This window comes from Nevskia soli DSM 19509, assembly GCF_000711955.1.
GTDB lineage: Bacteria > Pseudomonadota > Gammaproteobacteria > Nevskiales > Nevskiaceae > Nevskia > Nevskia soli.
In genome coordinates, this window is the sequence record NZ_JONR01000011.1 from 71,334 (window position 1) to 90,761 (window position 19,428).

Here is a 19,428-nt window from a genome sequence, read left to right on the forward strand (position 1 = left end):
TTTCCAGACGACAGGCAAACCAACACCAGGAGTCACCCATGGTACAGAACACGAGGCAGTCGCTGTTCACGTCGCTGGATCTTGGCCCCATGCATCTGAAGCATCGCGTGGTCATGGCGCCCCTGACGCGGTCGCGCTCGATCCAGCCGGACTCGGTTCCGGGCGACCTGATGAGGCAATACTACGAGCAGCGTGCATCGGACGGCGGCTTCATCATCACCGAGGCCACCAACATCTCACTCACCAGCCGCGGCTGGCTTGGCGCGCCGGGCCTGTACTCCGACGAGCAAGTTCAGGGGTGGAAGACGATCGTTTCGGCAGTCCAGGCCAAGGGCGGGCACATGTTTGCCCAGCTCTGGCATACCGGGCGCGCCTCGCATGTGGCCATGACCGGCGGGGCGATACCTGTTTCGGCTTCAGTCAATCCGGCGTACTGGGAACATCCGAACCACCTGGTCTCGATCCCGGGCAGCTGGGCCCAGTCCTCCCCACACCGGGCGCTGACCGTGGCCGAGATCGCCGGCATCGTGCAGGACTACCGTCGGGCCGCCGAACGGGCCATGGACGCCGGTTTCGAAGGGGTCGAAATCCACGCCGCCAATGGTTACCTCATCGACCAGTTTCTACAGGATGGCAGCAATCAGCGCACCGACCAATACGGTGGGCCCATCGAAAACCGCGTGCGTCTGTTGTCCGAAGTCGTGACCGCCGTGGCATCGGTCTGCGGCGCGGACCGGGTGGCTGTCCGTATCGGCCCGCGCGGCACCTGGAATGGCATGTCGGATAGCGATCCCGGGGCGCTGTTTTCCTACGTCGCGGCGCACCTGGATCACTTCGGCCTGGCCTATCTCCACCTGATCGAGCCCCGCGTCGGCGGCAGCATCACGACCCACCCGGAGCAAGGCGCGGTAGCGGCCGAGCAATTGCGGCCGCTATTCAAGGGAAAGCTGATTGCGGCAGGCGGCTTCGAGCCCGAAACGGCCGTGGCGGCTGTCAGCAGCGGGCTTCTCGACGCCGTGGCCTTCGGGCGCCATTTCGTCTCCAACCCCGACCTGGTGCACCGCATTCGCGAAGGCCTGCCGCTGGCGCCGGCCGATCGCGACACCTTCTACACCTTCGACGCCAAGGGATACGCCGACTATCCGGCCTACCAGGCTGCAGTCGCCGCATAAGTCGAAACAACACCTCGATGCAGTCACTGAAACAAGGACATCCAATGAGCAAGAACGCAAATATTCTGCTGGTACATGGCGCCTGGGCCGATGGCTCCTGCTGGAGCAAGGTCATCCTCCTGTTGCAAGCCAAGGGCTACAAGGTAACCGCGGCGCAAATCCCGCTGACCTCGCTGGAGGACGACATCGCGGTCACGCGCCGGCTGCTCGCCGCCCAGACCGAACCCACGGTCCTGGTGGGGCATTCCTACGGCGGGGCCGTCATCACCGGGGCCGCCACGGGCCAGGCGCAGGTCAAGGCCCTGGTGTACATCACAGCCTTCGGCCTGGACCAGGGCGAGAGCCTGGACTCCCTCAGCAAGCAGGGGCCGCAATCCCCAGGCTCCGCGGCCATCGAACCCGACTCCAGCGGCTATCTCTGGATCAACCGGGAAAAGTTTCATCAAGCCTTTGCGGCCGACGCGACCGCCGATGAAGCCTCCATTATGGCGACAGTCCAGAAGCCATTCGGCGTGGCGAGTTTTACCGGCGCCGAAGGCATGCCGGCCTGGAAGAGCATCCCCTCGTGGTACCTGGTCTGCACCGACGACCAGATGATTCCGCCGCCGGCGCAGGAACTGATGGCCAAGCGCATGAACGCCACGGTCCGCACCGTGCCCTCCAGCCATGCGCCCTTCATGTCCCGGCCGCGTGAAGTCGCCGAGATCATCGAGCTTGCCGCGTCGTCCATCCGGGCCTAGCTGCGCCGTCGTACAACTCACTCTAAAGGACCGCTGAACATGAACAGGAAACCGCGTGTGTTGGTGCTGGGTGCGACAGGCCAGGTTGGCGGTGCCCTGGTGCATTTGTTGAAGGTACGTCCGGAAGTCGAGGTGGTCGCCGCGGCGCGGAATCCCGATAAAGCAGCTCGCCTGGGCGTCCCGGTCGTACACCTGGACCTCGATCGCATCGAAACCTTCGCACCGGCCCTGGAGGGTGTCGACCGGATCTTCATGGCCACCGGCTACACCGTGGACATGCTGCGTCAGAGCAAGGACCTGGTGAACTCGGCCAAACGCGCTGACGTCAGCCAGATCGTCCACCTGGGCGCCTGCGGCGATGACGATACGCGCGTGGCCCACTACGGCTGGCACCAGTTCATCGAGCGCTACATCGAGTGGTCGGGCGTGACCTTCACCCACCTGCGCCCCGAGATTTTCATGCAGAACCTGCTCGGCTACGGCGGCGAAAGTTTCATCGTCAATGGGGCGATCCGGCACTACGTCGGCGACGCGCGCCTCAGCTGGGTGGATTGCGACGACGTGGCGGCGGCGGCCGCCGCCTGCCTGCTCGATCCACAGCGCCATGCCGGGCAAATCCTGCGCATGGGCTACGAGGCGCTGACTTATCACGATGTCGCCCGAATACTCACGGCGGCGCTGCATCAGCCCTTTTCCTACGAAGCGCGGCCGCCCGCGGAATTCCTGCGCAACGTGCTGGCCGCCGGGGCGGAACCCGCTTACATGAAGTGCGTCTTCGACAGCTATACCGATTTCACCAATGGCGTGGATATCGGCGCCGACCAGATCTTCGACAACTTCCCGGAGATCGCCGGCCGCCAGCCCGGAACCCTGGCGGCCTTCGTCGGCAAGCATGCCGACCGTTTCCGCTACTAGCTGAAGCCCGGATAGCAGCTCACCGAAGGTATGGAGCAGCCGATGAACAACAATGCGACACCGATCCGGGTTGGTCTGGTTGGGGTGGGCAACTGGGCCCGCTACGGCCACATCCCCGCGCTGCGGCTGCTGCCCGGGTTCAGCATCACCGCCATCTCCAGCCGGTCGGAAACCCGGGCGTCGGCCATCGCAGCCGACCACGGCATCCCGCATGCCTTCAGCGATCCCCGAACCCTGGTCGAGCATCCCGAAGTGGATCTGGTGGCGGTCCTCGCCCCGGCTCCCGAGCATGCCGCCGCGGTCAGAATGGCGGTTGCCGCCGGGAAGGCCGTGTACTGCGAGTGGCCGCTTACGGTAAGCACCGCCGATTCAACCGAGTTGCTGGCGCTGGTGCGGCGCGCCGGGGTGCGCCACGTGGTGGGATTGCAGCGGACCGTCGGGCCCAGTGCGCGATACCTGCGAGACCTGCTGAGCGAGGATTATGTCGGGCAGCTGCGCTCTGTGCGGATGCACGTCAGTGTCGCTTCGTTCGGATCTGTGCGTCCGCCGGACCTGGCCTGGACTCTGCCGGCGGAGAACTTCTCTCATGTGCTCTCCATTTACGGCGGCCACTTCATGGACATGTTGTTCCGGGCCGTCGGCCGCCCCCGCACTGTCGGCGCCGTGGTGGCGACGCAATTTCCGCTGTTGGAGTTGAGCGGTACCGGGAAGACGTTCGCCAGCGAAACACCGGACGGCGTCATGGTCCAGGGCACGCTGGAGAATGGCGCGCTTTACCAGGTCCAGATCGAGGGCGGCAAGCGCCACAACGCCGGCCTACAAATCGACATCACCGGAACGCAAGGCGATCTGCGCATCAGCAACGAGAAATCGTTCGTCACCACCCACGACAACATCATCGAAGGCGCGAACAGCTCGGACGGGACATGGCGCATTCTTCCGGTTCCGGCCCGTTATCAGCGCATCCCCGATTCGTCGCTCGACGTGAGTGTGCAGGATCTGGCTCACCTGTACGCATCGTTCGCGGAAGGGAATGGCGCGGGAAACGGAGGCGCTCCCGATTTCTCGGACGCCGTGGTTCTGCACCGGGTCATCGATGCCATCCAGGGCTCGTCGGCCACAGGCAAAACCGTCGAGATCGGAGGCACGCGATGACCGCGGATCTACAGGAAAGAAACAAAGCGATGGTCCTTGCCGCGTTCGATACCTTGTTCAACCAGCGCGACTATGCGGCTGCCGAAGACTTCTGGTCCCCCGACTACCTCCAGCACAGTGCGTATATCCCGCCTGGGCGGAGCGGCCTGTTCGACCTGATCAGGTCCCTGCCTCTTTCCCTGCGCCACGAACCGGGGCTGATTGTCGCGAGCGGCAACTACGTCGTGTTGCACGGCCGCTTCTCGGGACACGGGATGCCGAAGAACTGGATCGTGGTCGACATCGTCCTGATCCGGGATGGGCTGCTCGTGGAGCACTGGGACGTGATCCAGGATGAAGCCGGCGTGGCGGAGTCCAGGAGCGGGCGCCTGATGTTCGAGTCCATCTATCCCATTTCCTGAAGTATCAACCTTCGAATCGCAGGAGTCAGATATGAAACTTAGCGGCAATACGATATTCATCACGGGCGGCGCTTCGGGCATTGGCCGGGCCCTGGCGGAAGCTCTGCACCGGCGCGGCAACAAGGTAATCATTTCCGGCCGCCGCAAGGACTATCTGGCCAGGATGGCTGCCGCGAACCCCGGCATCGACGCCATTGAGCTAGACATCACCGATCCGGCCAGTATCCGCAAAGTGGCCGGGGACCTGGTCGCCAGGTATCCGGGCTTGAACGTACTGATCAACAACGCCGGCATCATGCAGATCGATAATGCCGCGGCCAGGATCGACGATGAGCTTCTTTCCTCGACTGTCACCACCAATCTTCTGGGGCCGATCCGTCTCACCGGCGAACTGATCGAACACCTCAAGCAGCAGGACTCCGCCGCCATCCTGATGGTCTCTTCGGTCCTGGCTTTCACGCCCATGGCTATGACCGGGGTCTATTCCGCGACCAAGGCCGCGCTGCATTCCTATTCCCAGTCCCTGCGCTTCAAGCTACGCAATACGCGGGTACGCGTGCTCGAGGTGATTCCGCCCTGGGTGCGGACCGAACTGCTGAACAGCAGCGAGGAACCGCGCGCGATGCCCCTGGACGAATTCATCGACGAGACCATGCAAGTGTTGGCGACCGACGCCGACGAGATCCTGGTGCCGCAGGCCCGCTTCCTACGCGATCAGGCAGGTCCGAACGAGGCGGCGTTCGTCATCTCGTTCAACGAACAGGCAGAGGCGCCGGTCACCTGAAGCGCCCGCAGCGGCATCCTGCATCGAACGCATAGCGCGAAAAAACATCTGTCGGCCAAGGCCGGCTATTCAGTCAAGAACGGAGAGTCTCTCATGAACGATTTATTGGCGACGGCGGTACAGGCACATGGCGGACTCGATCGCTGGAACAAGTTGTCGGCCGTCAAGGTCAGCGCTTCCATTACGGGGGCCATCTGGCATCTGAAGGGGAAGCCCGACTATTTCAAGAACATCGTAATGACGGTGGACACCAGGAAGGAGCGCATGGTCACGGAGTTCCCGGATGAGGACAAGCGCATCGTCTTCGAGCCACGGCGAATCGCCGTGGAACGCAAGGACGGAACGCTGATCCAGGCGCGCGACAATCCGGAAGCTGCATTCCAGGGGCAGGTGCGGGAGACCCCCTGGGACGATTTCCACGTCGCCTACTTCCAGGGGGAGGCCCTTTGGACCTACCTGAATACGCCGTTCCTTTACACACAGGACGGATTCATCACCGAAGAGATCGCTTCGATCGAAGTGGAAGGCGAGACCTGGAGGCGGCTGAAGGTCAGCTTCCCGGATCGCGTCAAAAGCCATACGCGCCAGCAGATCTCCTGCTTCGGCCCGGACGGTTTGTTGCGCCGCCACGACTACACGGTGGACATCCTCGGCGGAGCCACCGGTCTCAACTACGCCTCTGATTACCGCAACGTCGACGGCATCATATTTCCTACCAAGCGCCGGATTTACGCCTACGAGGGCGACTACCAGCGGGTGCCCGAGCCTCTGCTGGTGAAGATCGACATGGGCAACATCACCACCAGCTGATCCGGCGTCTGCGCTCATGGCGAAGGCTCCGCTTCCACCCAGGTTTCACAGGAAGAACATCCGATGAAGCACACTGCGCTCTTCTCCCCTCTTCAACTGGGAGCAATCCGGCTTCCAAACCGCATCGTGATGGCGCCGATGACCCGTATGCGAGCCGGCCCCGGAAACGTGCCCACTGCGCTGAACGCCGAGTACTACGCCCAGCGCGCTTCCGCTGGGTTGATCATCGCTGAGGGCACGGCCATCAGCGCCGACGCCCAGGGCTATCCGAATGCGCCTGGAATCTACACCCCGGCACAAATCGCCGGCTGGAAGCGCGTCACCGACGCGGTCCACCACCGTGGCGGCCGCATCGTCCTGCAACTCGCACATAATGGGCGCAACTCCCATTCCTCGCTCATGCCTGATGGCGGGCCACCGCGTGCGCCTTCCGCCACGGTGGCCAATATCCCGGCGTTGACCCGGGATTTCCAGCAAGTACCCCCGGAGATGCCCAGAGAAGTCGGCATCGCGGAAATCGGGCAGATTGTCGCCAGCTTCCGTGAGGCGGCGGAGAAAGCCATGGAAGCCGGGTTTGATGGTGTGGAACTGCAAGGGGCCAACAGTCACCTTATCGACCAGTTCCTTGAGGATGGCACCAACCGGCGTCTCGATAGCTATGGCGGATCGCCTGAAAATCGGGCTCGTTTCCTTCTGGAGATTGTCGAGCAGGTTGGGAGCGCCGTCGGACATGATCGCCTTGGGGTGCGTCTGTCGCCGTTTGGCCAGTACGGCGGGATACACGACAGCAACGTCCTGCAACTGTTCAGCATGGTGATCAAGTCCCTGAACGGCCACATCGCCTATCTGCACCTGATCGAGGGCCGCGGTTCCGAACTGGGCTTGAGCGACACCCTGCACGCAGACGCCCTGAACAATGCCCGCTTGTTCCGCCCGGTTTTCAAAGGTCATCTGATCTCGGCGGCAGCTTATGCTCCGGATAGCGCAGTGCAGGCCGTCGAGTCGGCCTGGGCCGATGCCATCGCGTTTGGCCGCCACTTCCTGGCCAATCCCGACCTGGTCGAGCGCATCCGCGAAGGCTGGCCCCTGATGCCCTACGATCGCTCGACCTTTTACGGTGGATCCGCTCATGGGTATACCGATTACGGCGTCCACGGTGTCGCGTGAGCGCGTCCACGCCTCCGGATCATGTTGATCCGCTGCCTGGTACCCCCGGGAGCGCGATGAGCCTTTTCGATTGCGGCGACATACACCAAGCATTGCCGGGGCCGCTGGCCCGGGCCTTGGTCGGCCTTTGGGTTCTCGAGCGCTATTCGGAGACGGATGAGACAGGAACCGAGCGGCTGCCCTTCGGGTCCGCCGCGGAGGGTTTCCTGATTTATACAGTGGACGGTTTCATGTCCGTGCAACTGATGAAGCCAGGGAGGCCGCCGCTCGGCCATGGAGCCTGGGGGCAGGGCCACGGAGAGCCCTACGAAGCCATTGCCAGCGGATACATTGCCTACTGCGGCCAGTATCGGGTCGACGAACCGCGAGCCGAAGTCGCTCACCTGGTCGTTGTAGCGCTGACACCCAACCTGATCGGCCAGCCGCAGCGGCGAACTGTTGAAATGGCAAACGATCGACTGGTGCTATCGGCGGGCTATTCCCGGCCGGACGGCGGCACGGTCGGATCCCGACTGCAGTGGCGGCGAAAAGCCGAACTGATTCCTGTCGTCTCCAAATGCAAGCAGGGAGATCCGATATGACAGCCGGCAATGTGCTCGATGCACAGAGAAACCTGTTCTACCGGGCCTTGATTGCCATGGACCTTGAACTCCTGGCGTCCGTGTACTCGGATGACTACATGCTGGTAAGAGCGGATGGGACCGTCCTCGACAAGCAAGATGTTCTGGACGACTTGAAGCGAGGATCGCTGCGGTTCAAGTCCATAGAGCTGTTCGACGAACGTATTCGCATCTGCGGCGACCACGCCATCCTCACCGGTGAAAGCCGGGTTGTTTCAACCCGCTCCGGCAAGGAACTGTCGCTGCACTTTCGGCTGGTGGCGTTATGGATACAGTCGTCACCTGCTCTTCAGCTGGCTTATTTCCAGAGCACGACGATCGATAGAAGTCCCGATATTACGCTTGCAGGGCAGGCCATCGTGGCGCCCAGCCAACAAAGAGGTCGCTCATGAACAACACCGGAATGGCGCAGGGTGCGCTCGAGATCGTCAAGTCCTTCTACAGCGGAGGGGCGCGTGGCGAAATCACGAGCTTTGCGGATCGTCTCTCTGATCGCTTTGAGCTGTTCGTTCCCGGGTATCTGCCGTGGGGCGGCCACTTCAACAAAGCGCAATATCTGGAGCTCTTGCCGCGTGTCGCGGACACACTCGATTTCTCGAAGCTGCGCTACATCAGCCTGACTGCACAAGGCGGACACGTCGTCGCTCTGATTGATATCGGGGTTCGAGGCACGGAACAGAGCGTCATCATTTCGGAGCACTGGGATATCGAGAACGACCTGGCCACACGCCTATTGGTTGCCTATTTCGATCCAAAAGTCCTTCTGGATCGCGTGGCAGCTGTTTAACCCGAACCAACTCAAACTGGTGCATTCAATGGCTAACCAAGACTATTCGCGGCGTGACAGCGTGGTGCGTCACAACATTTATGCGTCCGTTCGGCGTCGTGACGGCGTTCCTTCTGAAATGTTCGAAACGTACTGGCGCGACGTACACAGCACTCTGTGCTCCCGGCTGCCCGGCCTCGGCTTCTATGTACAGCAGCACTTCGACAGGTCCCACTCCGCCAATCTGTGGCCCATCGCCGACGGTGTGAGGCCGATTCTGGCGGTGCTGGACGGGTCCGCGGAACTCGGGTTCGAGAATGCAGAAAATCAGGCCATCTTTGCAAAAGCCGGAACCATTCTCTATCAGGACGAGGCGAATTTCATTGGCGAAGCGGTCGCCTATGCGCTGCCGACTGGATCAACGACTTACGTTGATCGGGAGGAGGACGGTTGCCGAAATGGGCCGGACCGATATCACCGCGTGCACGTATATATGAACAAAAGGACCGATGTCGATGCAACGGGGTGGCTTCGCGAGACCAGCGCCGAGCTGGCACGAACCGATGTTGTTCAAAAGTGGAAACTCCATCTGCCCGATGCATACGACAACGCGCACCCGGCTCCGCCCAGTCCGGGAGTCGCGCATATCGTGGATGACGATCGCCTGAATCTGGCGGTTATCGAGGCGGCCTTTCCAAGTGCCCGGGCGGCGCGCGAGTTCTTCCGGTCCCCCGCATTTCAACATGTTTTATCCCATCAAAGGGAGTTTGTGGCCGCTTTGGGCGCCTACAAAGTCAAAGGGTTCTACACCTTCGTCCGGGGCGGGCGTCCCACGACGGCCGGCCTTCGAGGCAGCCGGGCGGCAGAACTCATCGAATCCGCTGGCGCAGTCAATCAGATTGAACAATCGGTTGTGTCCATGTTCGCACCTCGCTGATCGTGCGCTGTATGACCGTATGGTGCCGCGTGATACCGAAATCTGGTGGCTGGGTTTCCGCTCTCCTTGAGCCCCAGCCCTCAGGAGTCTTGTTCCGGTAGGACAACGACACGGCGGCCATATCGTCTCCCGTCAATGGAGTAGGCGCCCGGTCCCAGGAGTGATAGTGCGATCGCCTGGAGGATGGCAACTGCGGCCTGCAGCGGATCCGGGGTCCCGGGTACGACCAAAAAGGTGATCTGGGCAGCGATTGCGATCAGGCAGCACAGCGGGGTCCACACTCCCAGGAACAAGCTAGCAGTTACCGAGCCCATTAGGGCCAAAGTCGGCGGATAACCTGCCGTGTCCGGTTGCGAATGTGCAAGTGCCAAGATGGATTCGGCGACACAAGCCCTCAGCATGATCAGAGCGCAACCTGCCGCTCCTGAGGGGAACCCGGAAAACAGTCTTTGCATCCGCGGAGGATAGGCTTCCGCAGGTCCCACTCCGCACCTCGCAATGACTAGATCAGCATGGCCCTTTAGGGGGGGAACGATACGGCTCGAAGTAGCGTACGATCAGGCACCTGCCCGGGGACGGAACAATGAGACGTGAAAGAGGGAAACTCGTCTCCGGCGGCATGATTTACGCGCTATCCGTAAGTCTCCTCCTGGGCTTTTGTCCGGCGCGCAGCTTTGCTCTTGGGCCGCCCAAGCAATTGCGGCAGTCTGGTCATACCGCCTGGCGCGTGCAGGATGGCGTCTTCAGCGGTGTTCCGGCCGCGATTGCCCAGACCGGTGATGGTTATCTGTGGATCGGCACCAGCAATGGATTGACGCGGTTTGACGGCACGCGCTTTGTTGCTTGGACCCCGCCGGCCGGCGTGCGCATTCCCAACATGAATGTGACCTCCCTGCTCGGCTCGAGCGATGGCAGTTTGTGGATCGGAACCGCCGGCGGATTGGCGCGGTTGAAGAGCGGTACGGCTACCTCATATGCCGACATCACCGGTCGGATTCAGGGGATTGTAGAAGACCCCAGTGGATCGATCTGGATTGGGCGGACGAGAACTGCCGTCGGTAAGGGGCCGCTGTGCCAGATAACCGGTACGACGTCGCACTGCTTTGGAAACGCTGATGGAATACCGGCGCCGTACGTGCCAACGCTTGCGCTGGATCCACAAGGGTATTTGTGGCTTGGTCATAGCAGTTCGATTACCCGTTGGAAGACCGGTTCGGCTACTACTTTCGAGATGCCCGCTCTGAAGACGGCAGATGGCCTCGAGGGCCTTGGTGCAACGCTCGTCGATCAGGATGGGTCGATCCTTGTCGGCGTTCAAAGAGCAGGCCCAGGGCTAGGACTGCAACGATTGCTGAATGGACACTGGGATTCGTTCGCTGCGCGCGGGCTCGACGGCAGCACATTGGAGGTATCCGCGCTGCTCAAGGATCGAAAGGGTGCCTTGTGGATAGGAACGGTCGGTGACGGAATTGTTCACGTCCAGGGTGATGTTGTTGACCACTATCGAAGGTCGGATGGTTTATCCAGCGATGGAGTGAAGCAGATCTTTGAGGACAGGGAAGGCAATGTTTGGATTGTCACGTCCCTGGGGATGGACCGATTCCGAGACCTCAAGGTCATCACGTTCTCCAAAGCAGAAGGCTTGAGCGAGAATGTCGTGCAATCCGTGCTTGCGGGTCGTGATGGCTCCATCTGGATCGGCAACTTTGGGTCGTTGGACTCGATCAAGAACGGTCAGATCCTCCACTTGACCAAGAAGTCTGGACTTCCTGGGGAACGAGTGACCTCTCTCCTCGAAGACCACACCGGCGCCGTGTGGGTGGGTGTAGACAACCAGCTCTACGTCTACGACCAAAGGGTTTTCCAGTTGTTGAAGCCACCCGGACGAGATCAACTCGGCACCGTAATAAGCATGACCGAGGATTCGGCCCACGACCTGTGGGTTGCAACCGCAAGTCCGCTCTCCTTGCTCCGTATTCATGAGCGCAAGTTCGTCGAAGAGTATCCAGCTGATCGCGTACCATCAACAATGGCAATTGTGGCTGGAGAGCGCGGCATTTTCCTTGGGCTGATAGACGGTCGGCTGGGTCTCCTGCGTGACGGCAAGCTCGAAACCTTCGATTTGTGGTCTCCGAATCCAAATCATGACCGCATAGGGAGTCTGATTCAGGGGCTAGACGGATCAATCTGGGCCAACTCAACTGGCGGACTGGTTGGTTGGAAGAATGGGATCCGGAAAATCCTTGATGAGAAGAATGGTTTGCCGTGCAGGCGGATTAATTCCTTGGTCATGGCCACAAACGGCGACTTGTGGCTGTCCCAGCCCTGCGGCTTTACGAGGGTTCCGAGTGAACAGTTGGAAGCAGCATGGAATAACCCATCTCCCATGCTCAAGGTTGAAACCCTAGATGTATTCGATGGCGCACAGAGTGGACGATCGGTCTTTGCGCCCTCTGCAACTGCCGCTGCAGACGGCACGCTTTGGTTTGCGAACGAAACCGACTTGCAGATGATTGATCCGAGCGACTTGCGACAGAATTCCCTGGTGCCGCCTGTGCATATCGAAGGGGTCATAGCCGACCATCATGATTACTCCTCCGCTCAATTTCTCAGGCTCCCTGCTCTGACCAGGGACGTTGAGATCGACTACACCGCATTGAGCCTCGGTGTTCCTCAAAAGGTGCGATTCCGATACAAGCTCGAAGGGTGGGACAAGGACTGGCAGGATCCCGGCGCGCGCCGGCAGGCTTTTTACACCAACCTGAGCCCGGGAAGCTACAGGTTTCGGGTGATCGCGAGCAACGATGATGGTGTATGGAACGAAGACGGGGCGACCTTGGCCTTCGATATCGAGGCCGCGTTCTACCAGACGGCATGGTTTCTTGTGAGCTGCCTTTTGGCGTCAGCTTTGCTTCTTTACCTGTTGTACAGATTCAGGCTTCGGCAATTGGCCGGCCAGATCAAGGCGCGAATGCTTGAGCGTTTGTCAGAGCGGGAACGCATTGCCCGCGATCTGCACGACACTTTTTTTCAAGGCATCCAGGGACTGCTCCTCAGATTCAATAGCGCCACTTCGCAACTCGCCTCCACTGAGCCGGCACGTGCAGTTTTCATCGAAACACTGGAGCAATCGGATCGTGTCATGCTTGAAGGCCGCAAGCTGGTGCTGGATCTCCGTGCGGTCGGGACTGAAGCGCTGGACTTGCCGGAATCCCTGGCTCAGGCGGCCGAGGAGTTCAACACGCTGAACCGGACCGAATTCCGGGTTGTCGTGACAGGACAGTCCCGCCCGCTGCAACGCACGTGCGCCGGAGAGCTCTACCTTCTCGGAAGAGAAGCGATATACAACGCGTTCAATCATGCAAACGCCGGCAAGATCGAGGTGGAACTTGACTTTGAAGCCGCTGGGCTAAGGATTCGAATTACCGATAACGGGGCCGGCATCGACGATCAGGTTCTCATCGACGGCGTGCGGGCCGGTCACTGGGGCCTCACTGGAATGCGGGAGCGAGCGCAGAAGTTGAGCGCAAAGCTGACGATCAGGAGCCGTAAAGGTGCCGGAACGGAGATAGAAATATCGGTGCCTGCCGCAGTCGCATACCTGGTCGTAAGCAGGACTCTATTTGGTGTCTGGTGTTTGGCCTGGATGCGTAAGCTCAAGCCTGTAATTGGCGGGTGACACAGCTAGCTCGCCGAGGCATGCGCCAACACCAGCACCGCCTTGTCCCGATAACGCTCCGGAAACAACCGCTTCAGGTTTTCCACCTTGGGCAGGTCGTTGATGGCGATATACGGATAGTCCGGATTCAGCGTCAGGAAATCCTGGTGGTAATCCTCGGCCGGAAAGAAGCCCGGCGCCGGATCGGTTTGGGTGACGATGGGCCGGGAGAAAACCTTGGCCTGGTTGAGCTGGGCGATGTAGCTGTCGGCCACCCGCTGCTGCACGGCGTTCTGCGGGAAGATGGCGGAGCGGTACTGCTTGCCGCTGTCCGGCCCCTGCCGGTTGAGCTGGGTCGGGTCGTGCGCCACCGAGAAGAAGATCTGCAACAGCCGGCCGTAGCTGATCTGTTTCGGATCGTAGGTGACCTGCACCGACTCGGCGTGGCCGGTATCGCCCAGGCCCACCATCTGGTAGTGCGCGGTGGCGGCGCTGCCGCCGGCATAGCCGGACACCGCGCCGCTCACGCCCCTGACGTGCTGGAACACGCCCTGCACGCCCCAGAAGCAGCCGCCGGCGAACACCGCGGTTCCGGAAGCGCTGCCGGTGGCCGCCGGCTCATCCACCGCCGGCGGCGGCACCAGGCGTGCCGGCCCTTCCGAGTACGCCGGAAACTGGCAGAACAGCGCCACACCGGCGGCGAGGCCCAGGGCTGCGATCCATTTGTTCATGGCATCAGGCCTGAGCGGTCTTGAAGGTCATGGCCACGCCGTTCATGCAGTAGCGCAGGCCGGTGGGCCGCGGGCCGTCGTCGAAGACGTGGCCGAGGTGGCCGCCGCAGCGGGCGCAACGCACCTCGGTGCGCTCCATGCCCAGGGTACGGTCGCCGCGCTCCGTCACGGCTTTGTCCAGCGGCTTCCAGAAGCTGGGCCAGCCGGTGCCGCTGTCGAACTTGGTCTTCGACGAGAACAGTTCCTGCGCGCAGCCGGCGCAGGCGAACACGCCCTCGCGGTGCTCGTCGTTGAGCGGACTGCTGTAGGGCCGCTCGGTGCCTTCCTGCCGCAGCACATCGTATTGAGCGGGCGTCAGCAGCTTGCGCCATTCCGCATCGGTATGGGTCAAAGGGTAGGTCTCCGTGCTTGCCGACTGGGCGCGGGTGCCGATCAGGGCAAGCGCGAGAGCCGCCGCGCCGCCGCCGAGCAAACGCCTTCTGTCATGGTCCATGGCCACCTCCTGTGGTCGCCGTCCGGGAGGAGTATTCAAGCCTCCACCATGGGGACAGCTTAACGCCCGCTCCGTGCGGTGAAAGTGCCGGGCGTCCGGACAATGTGTTCGTAAATCCCCAACGCGGTTTGCACCAACGCGGGTTGCACCTTGAATACGAAAAACCGGCGAAATCCGATGCGCAAGACATAATTTGGCATCTGTTTTGCTATATTTATCCCGCCGGCCATTGCAGACCGGCACAGGACACAGACGTCCACGCCGCGGCCACCGCCGCAGCGTGGACTTTTTTTTGGCCGCGGGCTTTTGCGGCGAATGGTTTTACGGTGGTCCGCGGAGGTTCTCCCTACGCCACGGACTGCGCCGTTACCGGGAACGATCTTGTCCGCGCACCGGCTCCCCCGCCAGTACACGGCCTGACCGGAAACGGCACTCCCGGCTCGCGCTGCCCTGTGCGAGCCGGGTCTTTTATTCCTGCCGCACCAACTAGACGCACCCAACCAGACGCACCAATAACGATCACCGCACCACAGATCTACAGACCCACCCCGAAAAAGGATCGACATGACACACTTCAAACCGCTGGCGCTGCTGCTGTTGTGCACCGGCCTGCTGGCCGCTCCCGCAATGGCGATCGAAGTGCCGCCGCCGCCCGCGCCGACGGCGCCGAATGCGGTCAACGTCGGCTGGATGGTGTTCGTGCCCGCCACCATCACCGTACCGGCCGGCACCACGGTCACCTGGACCAATGCCGACGACTCCAACCACATGATCAAGTTTCCGGACGTGAAGGGCCCGCGGATGGACAAGGGCGCCACCTTCTCCCGCACCTTCACCGCGCCGGGCGAGTATCCCTACCAGTGCGGCATCCACGGCGCGCGCATGACCGGCACGGTGATCGTCAAGTAAGACTCCGCCGCGCGCCGGGATGAAACTCAGGCGCGCAACAGGCCGTCATAGCGCGCGAGCCGCGCGCTGCCGGGGAACACCTTCTCGGCCAGCACCGCATCGCTCAAGCCCAGGTGCCCGGCCAGCACGCCCTTGAACACGGCGCGCAGGTCGGTGGTGGCGTGGATGTCGCGCTGCTGGTAGAGCTCGCCCGGCGCCATGCCGGGCCACTGCCCGCCGACGCGCCCGCCGTGCACCGCGCCGCCGGCGAGGAACAGCGCGGCGCCGGTGCCGTGGTCGGTGCCGCCGGTGCCGTTGATGGCGGCGGTGCGGCCGAACTCGGTCACCGTCACCACCACCGTCTTCCCCCAGGCCGGGCCGATGGCGTCGTGGAAGGCGCTGTAGGCATCGTCCAGCTCCTTCAGCTTGCGCACCAGGATCGCCGCCTGGTTGGCGTGCGTGTCCCAGCCGTAGTCCTCGACGAAGGCGATGCGCGCACCACCGGCGGCGGCCATCATGCCGCCTGCCGATTTCATCAGCGCCGGCAGGCGGCCGCGCGCAAGGGCCTTGGCCGCCATCCTGTCGTCGCTCGCGGCGGCCTGCGCGCCCGGCTTCATGCTCATGCCGGTCTCGCCCATCTGCATCCCGGCATCGGCCGCTTCGTCCATGCCCGCGCCCTGGTTGCCCAATGCTTGCGCGAAGGCCGCGGCCAGGTGCGGATCGTCGCCGTAAAGCGGCTCCAGCCTTTGCAGCAACACCGGATCGACATGCTGCGGCAGCGGCGGCGACCAGGTTTCGACGCTGGCCGTGCCGCGCATGATCAGCGGCATCACCGCCGCCACGGCGAGACCTTCGACACCGGGCATGGCGGCAACGGCGCGGTTGAGCCAGCCGCTCTGCGCGCCGTGCGGCGCATCGGTGCCGTTCTCGACGCAATCCTGCGCGTCGAAGTGTGAGCGCCCCCAGTACGGCGGTGCCGCGGCGGCCACCGGCATGAACTCGCCGCGGCCATAGAGCTGCGCCGCGAAGGCCAGCTGCGGATGCAGGGCGAAAGTGCCGTCCAGCTTCCACGCCGCCTGCGCGCCGTCCGGCGCCAGGGCCAGCGGGCCGCGCAATCTGGCGTAAGCGGGATCGCCATGAGGCGGCAGCGCATGCAGGCCGTCGAGGCCGCCGCGCAGCAGCAGCACCAGCAGGCGCGTATCGGCGCCGGTGGCGGCGGCGCTGATGCCGGGCCACAGGCTCAGTGTGGCGGCGCCCGCGCCAAGAGTACCCAGCGTTCCGAGGAAGCGGCGGCGGTTCATCACGGTCAGGTTCTCCACTGGAAGGCCGGCGCGGCGAACAGGATCGCCACCGCCTGCTGCGGCGCCTCGGCGCGGGCCAGGGCCTGCTGCGTCTGCGCGTCGAGCCGCGGGCCGAGCACGGCGTGGGCCAGCGCCTGCGGGTCAAGACCCTGGCGCGGCACGTGCTCGCTCAGCGCCTCGGCCACCTGTACGCGCTTCCACAGCGCGTCAGGCGCGATCCAGTCGGAGGCGATATCGCTGTAGCCGGCCGGCGAGCGCGGCTGGAACGTCGGCTGGCCCAGGCGCACCAGCACGCCCTCCCAGGCGCGCGGACGCGGGCCGACCGGTACGCCGCCGGCACGCATGCCGGCGACGACGAAGTCCTGCGGCGTGCGGAACTTGCGCGCCGTGGGCGCCCAGGCTTCCGGCGCGTGCAGCAGAGCCTGGTACAGGGCCGGCAATTGCCCCTGGCTGTCGAGGTAGGCGCGCGCCATGCGCCGCACCAGTTCCGGCGACGGCTCGTCGGCGACGAAGTGGCGGGCCAGCTTCAGCGCAAGGTGCTGCGCGGTGGCCGGATGCACGGCGAGGTCGGCCAGCACCGCACGCGCCTGTTGCTCGCCCTCGTCCGCGTAATGCTTGCCGAGGATGGTGCGTACGCCGGGTTGATGCGCCTGCGGGCGATACAGATAGGCGCTGTCGAAAGTCTCGCCGCGCTGGAGCTGGCGCGGCCCCGGCATGCTCCAGCCGGTGAGCGCGCGGGCGAATTCGGTGACGTCGTCCTGGGTATAGCCGGAGCCCGCACCCAGGGTGTGCAGCTCCAGGATCTCGCGTGCCAGGTTTTCGTTGAGGCCGCGCAGGGGCGGCATGTCCTCGTCCGCTTCCGGCTGATGCAGGGCGAAATAGCGCGCCGCCCTGGAGTCCGGACCGATCGAGCGCACCTGGTCGAGGTAGCGCAGCATCGCCGGATGCGCTTCCACCGCCAGCAGCAGATCGGCGAAGCGGCCGTTCACATGCGGGCGGATCGCCTCGCGCTCCAGCGGCGCCGCATACAGCGCCGCCGTGATCTTGTCGGTGGAGACGGCGAAGTGATTGGACCAGAAGCGCACCAGACGCTCGGCGAATGGCGTATTGGTCTCCGCCGCGATCTGCCAGCGCGCCAAGTACTCGCGCCGCAGGTCCTCGCCGAACAGGTCCAGGTACAGCGTGCGCTGCGGATCGTTGGCGGCGGCCGGCGCATCTTTGGCCGTGGTGGCGGCATCGCTTTTCAGCTTGCGCCGCCGCTCCAGGAAGTCCGCCTCGCGCGCCATGTAGTCGACGCTGCGCGGCAATCCCGCCAGCTGCGGTGCGTCCGCCGGTGCGCGCGCCTGCTGCTGCAGCCAGGCCAGCGGATCGCCCAGCGCCGCCGCCTCGCCGGCGCGCGCGCCCAGGCCGAAGCGGTTGAGGGCGCTGCCCGCCGTGAGTGCGGACGCGCCGTTCACCGCCGCTCGCCCCGCAGCAATGCATCCCGCCCCGCCGGGGAAATCGTCTCCACGCCGTTCAGCAGGGCATCGAAGGTCAGGTCGCTCACCGCGGTGCGTTTGGCGCGGGCCTCGCGGATCGCCGCCTGCAGCTTGTCCTCGTTGCGCGGCGATTCCTGCAGGGCGGCGAGCACCGCTTTCAACGACTGCCGGTACTCGGCATAGGCCGCCTGGGTATCCCCGCGACGGGCCACGAAGGCGCGCCGCACCACGCGCGCGTCGTCGTGGTCGAGCTGCCGCGTGACCTGGCGCAGCGCCAGGCGGTAGACCTCCTGCTCCGGATGCAGGCGCCAGCGCATCACCAGCGCGCCGGCGGCGCCGGCCAGCAGCAGGTTGAGGCACAGCGAGGCGATCAGCACGCCCCTGATCCAGCGGTAAGGCGATGCGGGGTTCATCAGAAATCTCCGAAGACGAGGACCGCCCCGACCATGTAGTCCTGCGACTCGCCCAGGCGCTGGTCCACCGTCCAGCCCAGCGCCGCGCCGGCGAACAGCAAGGTCAACGCCGCCGGCAGTGCAACGCGCCAGCGGAAGAAATCGGACAGGCGATATTGCTGCCGCGCCACGCGCGCGAACACGGCGAGGCGGATATTGCGCAGGCGCGCCTCCGGCAGCGGCGCGCGCGCATCGAGCAGCTCGGCCAGCGCGCGATCCAGTTGCGCTTCGTTGTCACCGCCTTGCTGATCCCGGCTCATGCCCGCTCTCCGCCCAATGTCGATTCAAGGTATTCGCGCAGGCTGCGGCGCGCGCGCAGAACCAGGGATTCGAAGGCCTTCTCGCCCAATCCCATCACCGTGGCGGCCTCGCGCGCGGTGAGCTCGTCGATGTAATGCAGCACCAGCGCGGCGCGATGCCGCTCCGACAGCCGCGCCATGCCCTGCGCCAGCAGCAGCCGCGTCTGCCGGTGCTCTTCCTGTTGGCCCGGACCGGGCGCGGCATCCGGCAGCTCGTGGTCGATGGCGACCCATTCGCCGCGGTGGCGGCGCCGCCGGTCCAGGCACAGGTTGAAGGTGATCTTGTACAGCCAGGTGGTGAAGCGCCCGCGCTGGCCGCTGCTGTCGAAGGCATGGGCGTTGCGCCAGACCCGGGTGAACACTTCCTGCGCCACATCGTCGGCGCCGTCCGGCTCGCCCAGGATGCGCTGCGCCAGCCCGACCACGCGGCCGAGGTGGCGCTCCATCAGGCGGCGCAGGGCGTCTTCGTCGCCGCCGGCGACGGCGGCCATCAGGCGCAGATCCTGTTGCGCATCCTCGCTGCTGCTCACGGCCGCTTCCGTGTGGAGAGTGTGGCGTGGCGCGGGCCGGCCGCCCGCGCGCGGCAGCCACGATAACACCGGCCACGGCAGGCCTGTCCAGTCCGTCCCGCTTCGGGTTTGCGCCAGCGCCAGCATGCGGC

Annotated in this window: 21 protein-coding genes; 14 read left to right on the forward strand and 7 right to left on the reverse strand. The window is 63.8% G+C overall.

Annotated features, from left to right (window positions below):
• Positions 1–38: 38 nt before the first annotated feature.
• From BP26_RS0107650 to BP26_RS0107715, 13 genes are all read left to right on the forward strand, one after another.
• Positions 39–1,172 (forward strand): alkene reductase, encoded by a 1,134-nt coding sequence (locus tag BP26_RS0107650; protein ID WP_029919987.1) that lies wholly within the window; start codon positions 39–41, stop codon positions 1,170–1,172.
• A 44-nt stretch (positions 1,173–1,216) separates the two neighbouring features.
• Complete coding sequence (locus BP26_RS0107655; protein ID WP_051748590.1) at positions 1,217–1,912, forward strand: alpha/beta fold hydrolase; 696 nt, start codon at positions 1,217–1,219, stop codon at positions 1,910–1,912.
• A gap of 39 nt (positions 1,913–1,951) precedes the next feature.
• Complete coding sequence (locus BP26_RS0107660; RefSeq protein ID WP_029919989.1) at positions 1,952–2,827, forward strand: NmrA family NAD(P)-binding protein; 876 nt, start codon at positions 1,952–1,954, stop codon at positions 2,825–2,827.
• Between the two features lie 42 nt (positions 2,828–2,869).
• Complete coding sequence (locus BP26_RS0107665; protein WP_051748635.1) at positions 2,870–3,982, forward strand: Gfo/Idh/MocA family protein; 1,113 nt, start codon at positions 2,870–2,872, stop codon at positions 3,980–3,982.
• Complete coding sequence (locus BP26_RS0107670) at positions 3,979–4,383, forward strand: nuclear transport factor 2 family protein (RefSeq protein WP_029919991.1); 405 nt, start codon at positions 3,979–3,981, stop codon at positions 4,381–4,383. Before BP26_RS0107665 ends, BP26_RS0107670 begins: the two co-directional genes overlap by 4 nt.
• A 31-nt stretch (positions 4,384–4,414) precedes the next feature.
• Positions 4,415–5,167, forward strand: a complete 753-nt coding sequence (locus BP26_RS0107675; RefSeq protein ID WP_029919992.1) for an SDR family oxidoreductase — start codon at positions 4,415–4,417, stop codon at positions 5,165–5,167.
• Between the two features lie 93 nt (positions 5,168–5,260).
• Positions 5,261–5,977, forward strand: a complete 717-nt coding sequence (locus BP26_RS0107680) for a hypothetical protein (RefSeq protein WP_029919993.1) — start codon at positions 5,261–5,263, stop codon at positions 5,975–5,977.
• Positions 5,978–6,040: 63 nt separating this feature from the next.
• Entirely contained in the window at positions 6,041–7,144 is a 1,104-nt protein-coding gene (locus tag BP26_RS0107685; RefSeq protein WP_029919994.1) for an alkene reductase, read from the forward strand.
• A 56-nt stretch (positions 7,145–7,200) separates the two neighbouring features.
• On the forward strand, positions 7,201–7,725 hold the full coding sequence (locus BP26_RS0107690; protein ID WP_051748592.1) for a lipocalin-like domain-containing protein: 525 nt from the start codon (positions 7,201–7,203) through the stop codon (positions 7,723–7,725).
• Positions 7,722–8,156, forward strand: coding sequence for a nuclear transport factor 2 family protein (locus BP26_RS0107695; protein ID WP_029919996.1), 435 nt, complete (start codon positions 7,722–7,724; stop codon positions 8,154–8,156). Before BP26_RS0107690 ends, BP26_RS0107695 begins: the two co-directional genes overlap by 4 nt.
• Positions 8,153–8,551, forward strand: coding sequence for a nuclear transport factor 2 family protein (locus BP26_RS0107700; RefSeq protein ID WP_157572412.1), 399 nt, complete (start codon positions 8,153–8,155; stop codon positions 8,549–8,551). The genes BP26_RS0107695 and BP26_RS0107700 overlap by 4 nt, the downstream gene beginning before the upstream one ends.
• A gap of 28 nt (positions 8,552–8,579) precedes the next feature.
• Complete coding sequence (locus BP26_RS0107705; RefSeq protein WP_036516287.1) at positions 8,580–9,467, forward strand: EthD domain-containing protein; 888 nt, start codon at positions 8,580–8,582, stop codon at positions 9,465–9,467.
• A gap of 583 nt (positions 9,468–10,050) precedes the next feature.
• Complete coding sequence (locus tag BP26_RS0107715; protein WP_084182899.1) at positions 10,051–13,146, forward strand: sensor histidine kinase; 3,096 nt, start codon at positions 10,051–10,053, stop codon at positions 13,144–13,146.
• Positions 13,147–13,151: 5 nt separating this feature from the next.
• Here BP26_RS0107715 and msrA read toward each other — a convergent pair whose 3' ends face one another.
• Positions 13,152–13,856: a peptide-methionine (S)-S-oxide reductase MsrA gene (gene msrA / locus BP26_RS0107720; RefSeq protein WP_029920001.1), complete on the reverse strand. Its 705-nt coding sequence runs from the start codon at positions 13,854–13,856 to the stop codon at positions 13,152–13,154.
• Positions 13,857–13,860: 4 nt separating this feature from the next.
• A complete protein-coding gene (msrB, locus tag BP26_RS0107725) occupies positions 13,861–14,349 on the reverse strand; it encodes a peptide-methionine (R)-S-oxide reductase MsrB (protein WP_029920002.1) in 489 nt (162 codons plus the stop codon).
• 564 nt (positions 14,350–14,913) lie between these two features.
• On the opposite strand from msrB, the gene BP26_RS0107730 reads away from it, so the two are divergent.
• Positions 14,914–15,258, forward strand: a complete 345-nt coding sequence (locus tag BP26_RS0107730) for a cupredoxin domain-containing protein (protein WP_051748603.1) — start codon at positions 14,914–14,916, stop codon at positions 15,256–15,258.
• 26 nt (positions 15,259–15,284) lie between these two features.
• Here BP26_RS0107730 and BP26_RS0107735 read toward each other — a convergent pair whose 3' ends face one another.
• From BP26_RS0107735 to BP26_RS0107755, 5 genes are read right to left on the reverse strand one after another with little or no spacing between them, the layout of a single operon-like run.
• Entirely contained in the window at positions 15,285–16,538 is a 1,254-nt protein-coding gene (locus BP26_RS0107735; RefSeq protein WP_029920004.1) for a DUF1501 domain-containing protein, read from the reverse strand.
• A 5-nt stretch (positions 16,539–16,543) separates the two neighbouring features.
• Complete coding sequence (locus tag BP26_RS0107740) at positions 16,544–17,995, reverse strand: DUF1800 domain-containing protein (RefSeq protein WP_029920005.1); 1,452 nt, start codon at positions 17,993–17,995, stop codon at positions 16,544–16,546.
• Positions 17,992–18,429 (reverse strand): periplasmic heavy metal sensor, encoded by a 438-nt coding sequence (locus tag BP26_RS0107745; RefSeq protein WP_029920006.1) that lies wholly within the window; start codon positions 18,427–18,429, stop codon positions 17,992–17,994. The genes BP26_RS0107740 and BP26_RS0107745 overlap by 4 nt, the downstream gene beginning before the upstream one ends.
• Positions 18,429–18,728: a hypothetical protein gene (locus BP26_RS0107750; RefSeq protein ID WP_029920007.1), complete on the reverse strand. Its 300-nt coding sequence runs from the start codon at positions 18,726–18,728 to the stop codon at positions 18,429–18,431. The genes BP26_RS0107745 and BP26_RS0107750 overlap by 1 nt, the downstream gene beginning before the upstream one ends.
• Entirely contained in the window at positions 18,725–19,423 is a 699-nt protein-coding gene (locus tag BP26_RS0107755) for an RNA polymerase sigma factor (protein ID WP_084182900.1), read from the reverse strand. The genes BP26_RS0107750 and BP26_RS0107755 overlap by 4 nt, the downstream gene beginning before the upstream one ends.
• Positions 19,424–19,428 lie beyond the last annotated feature (5 nt).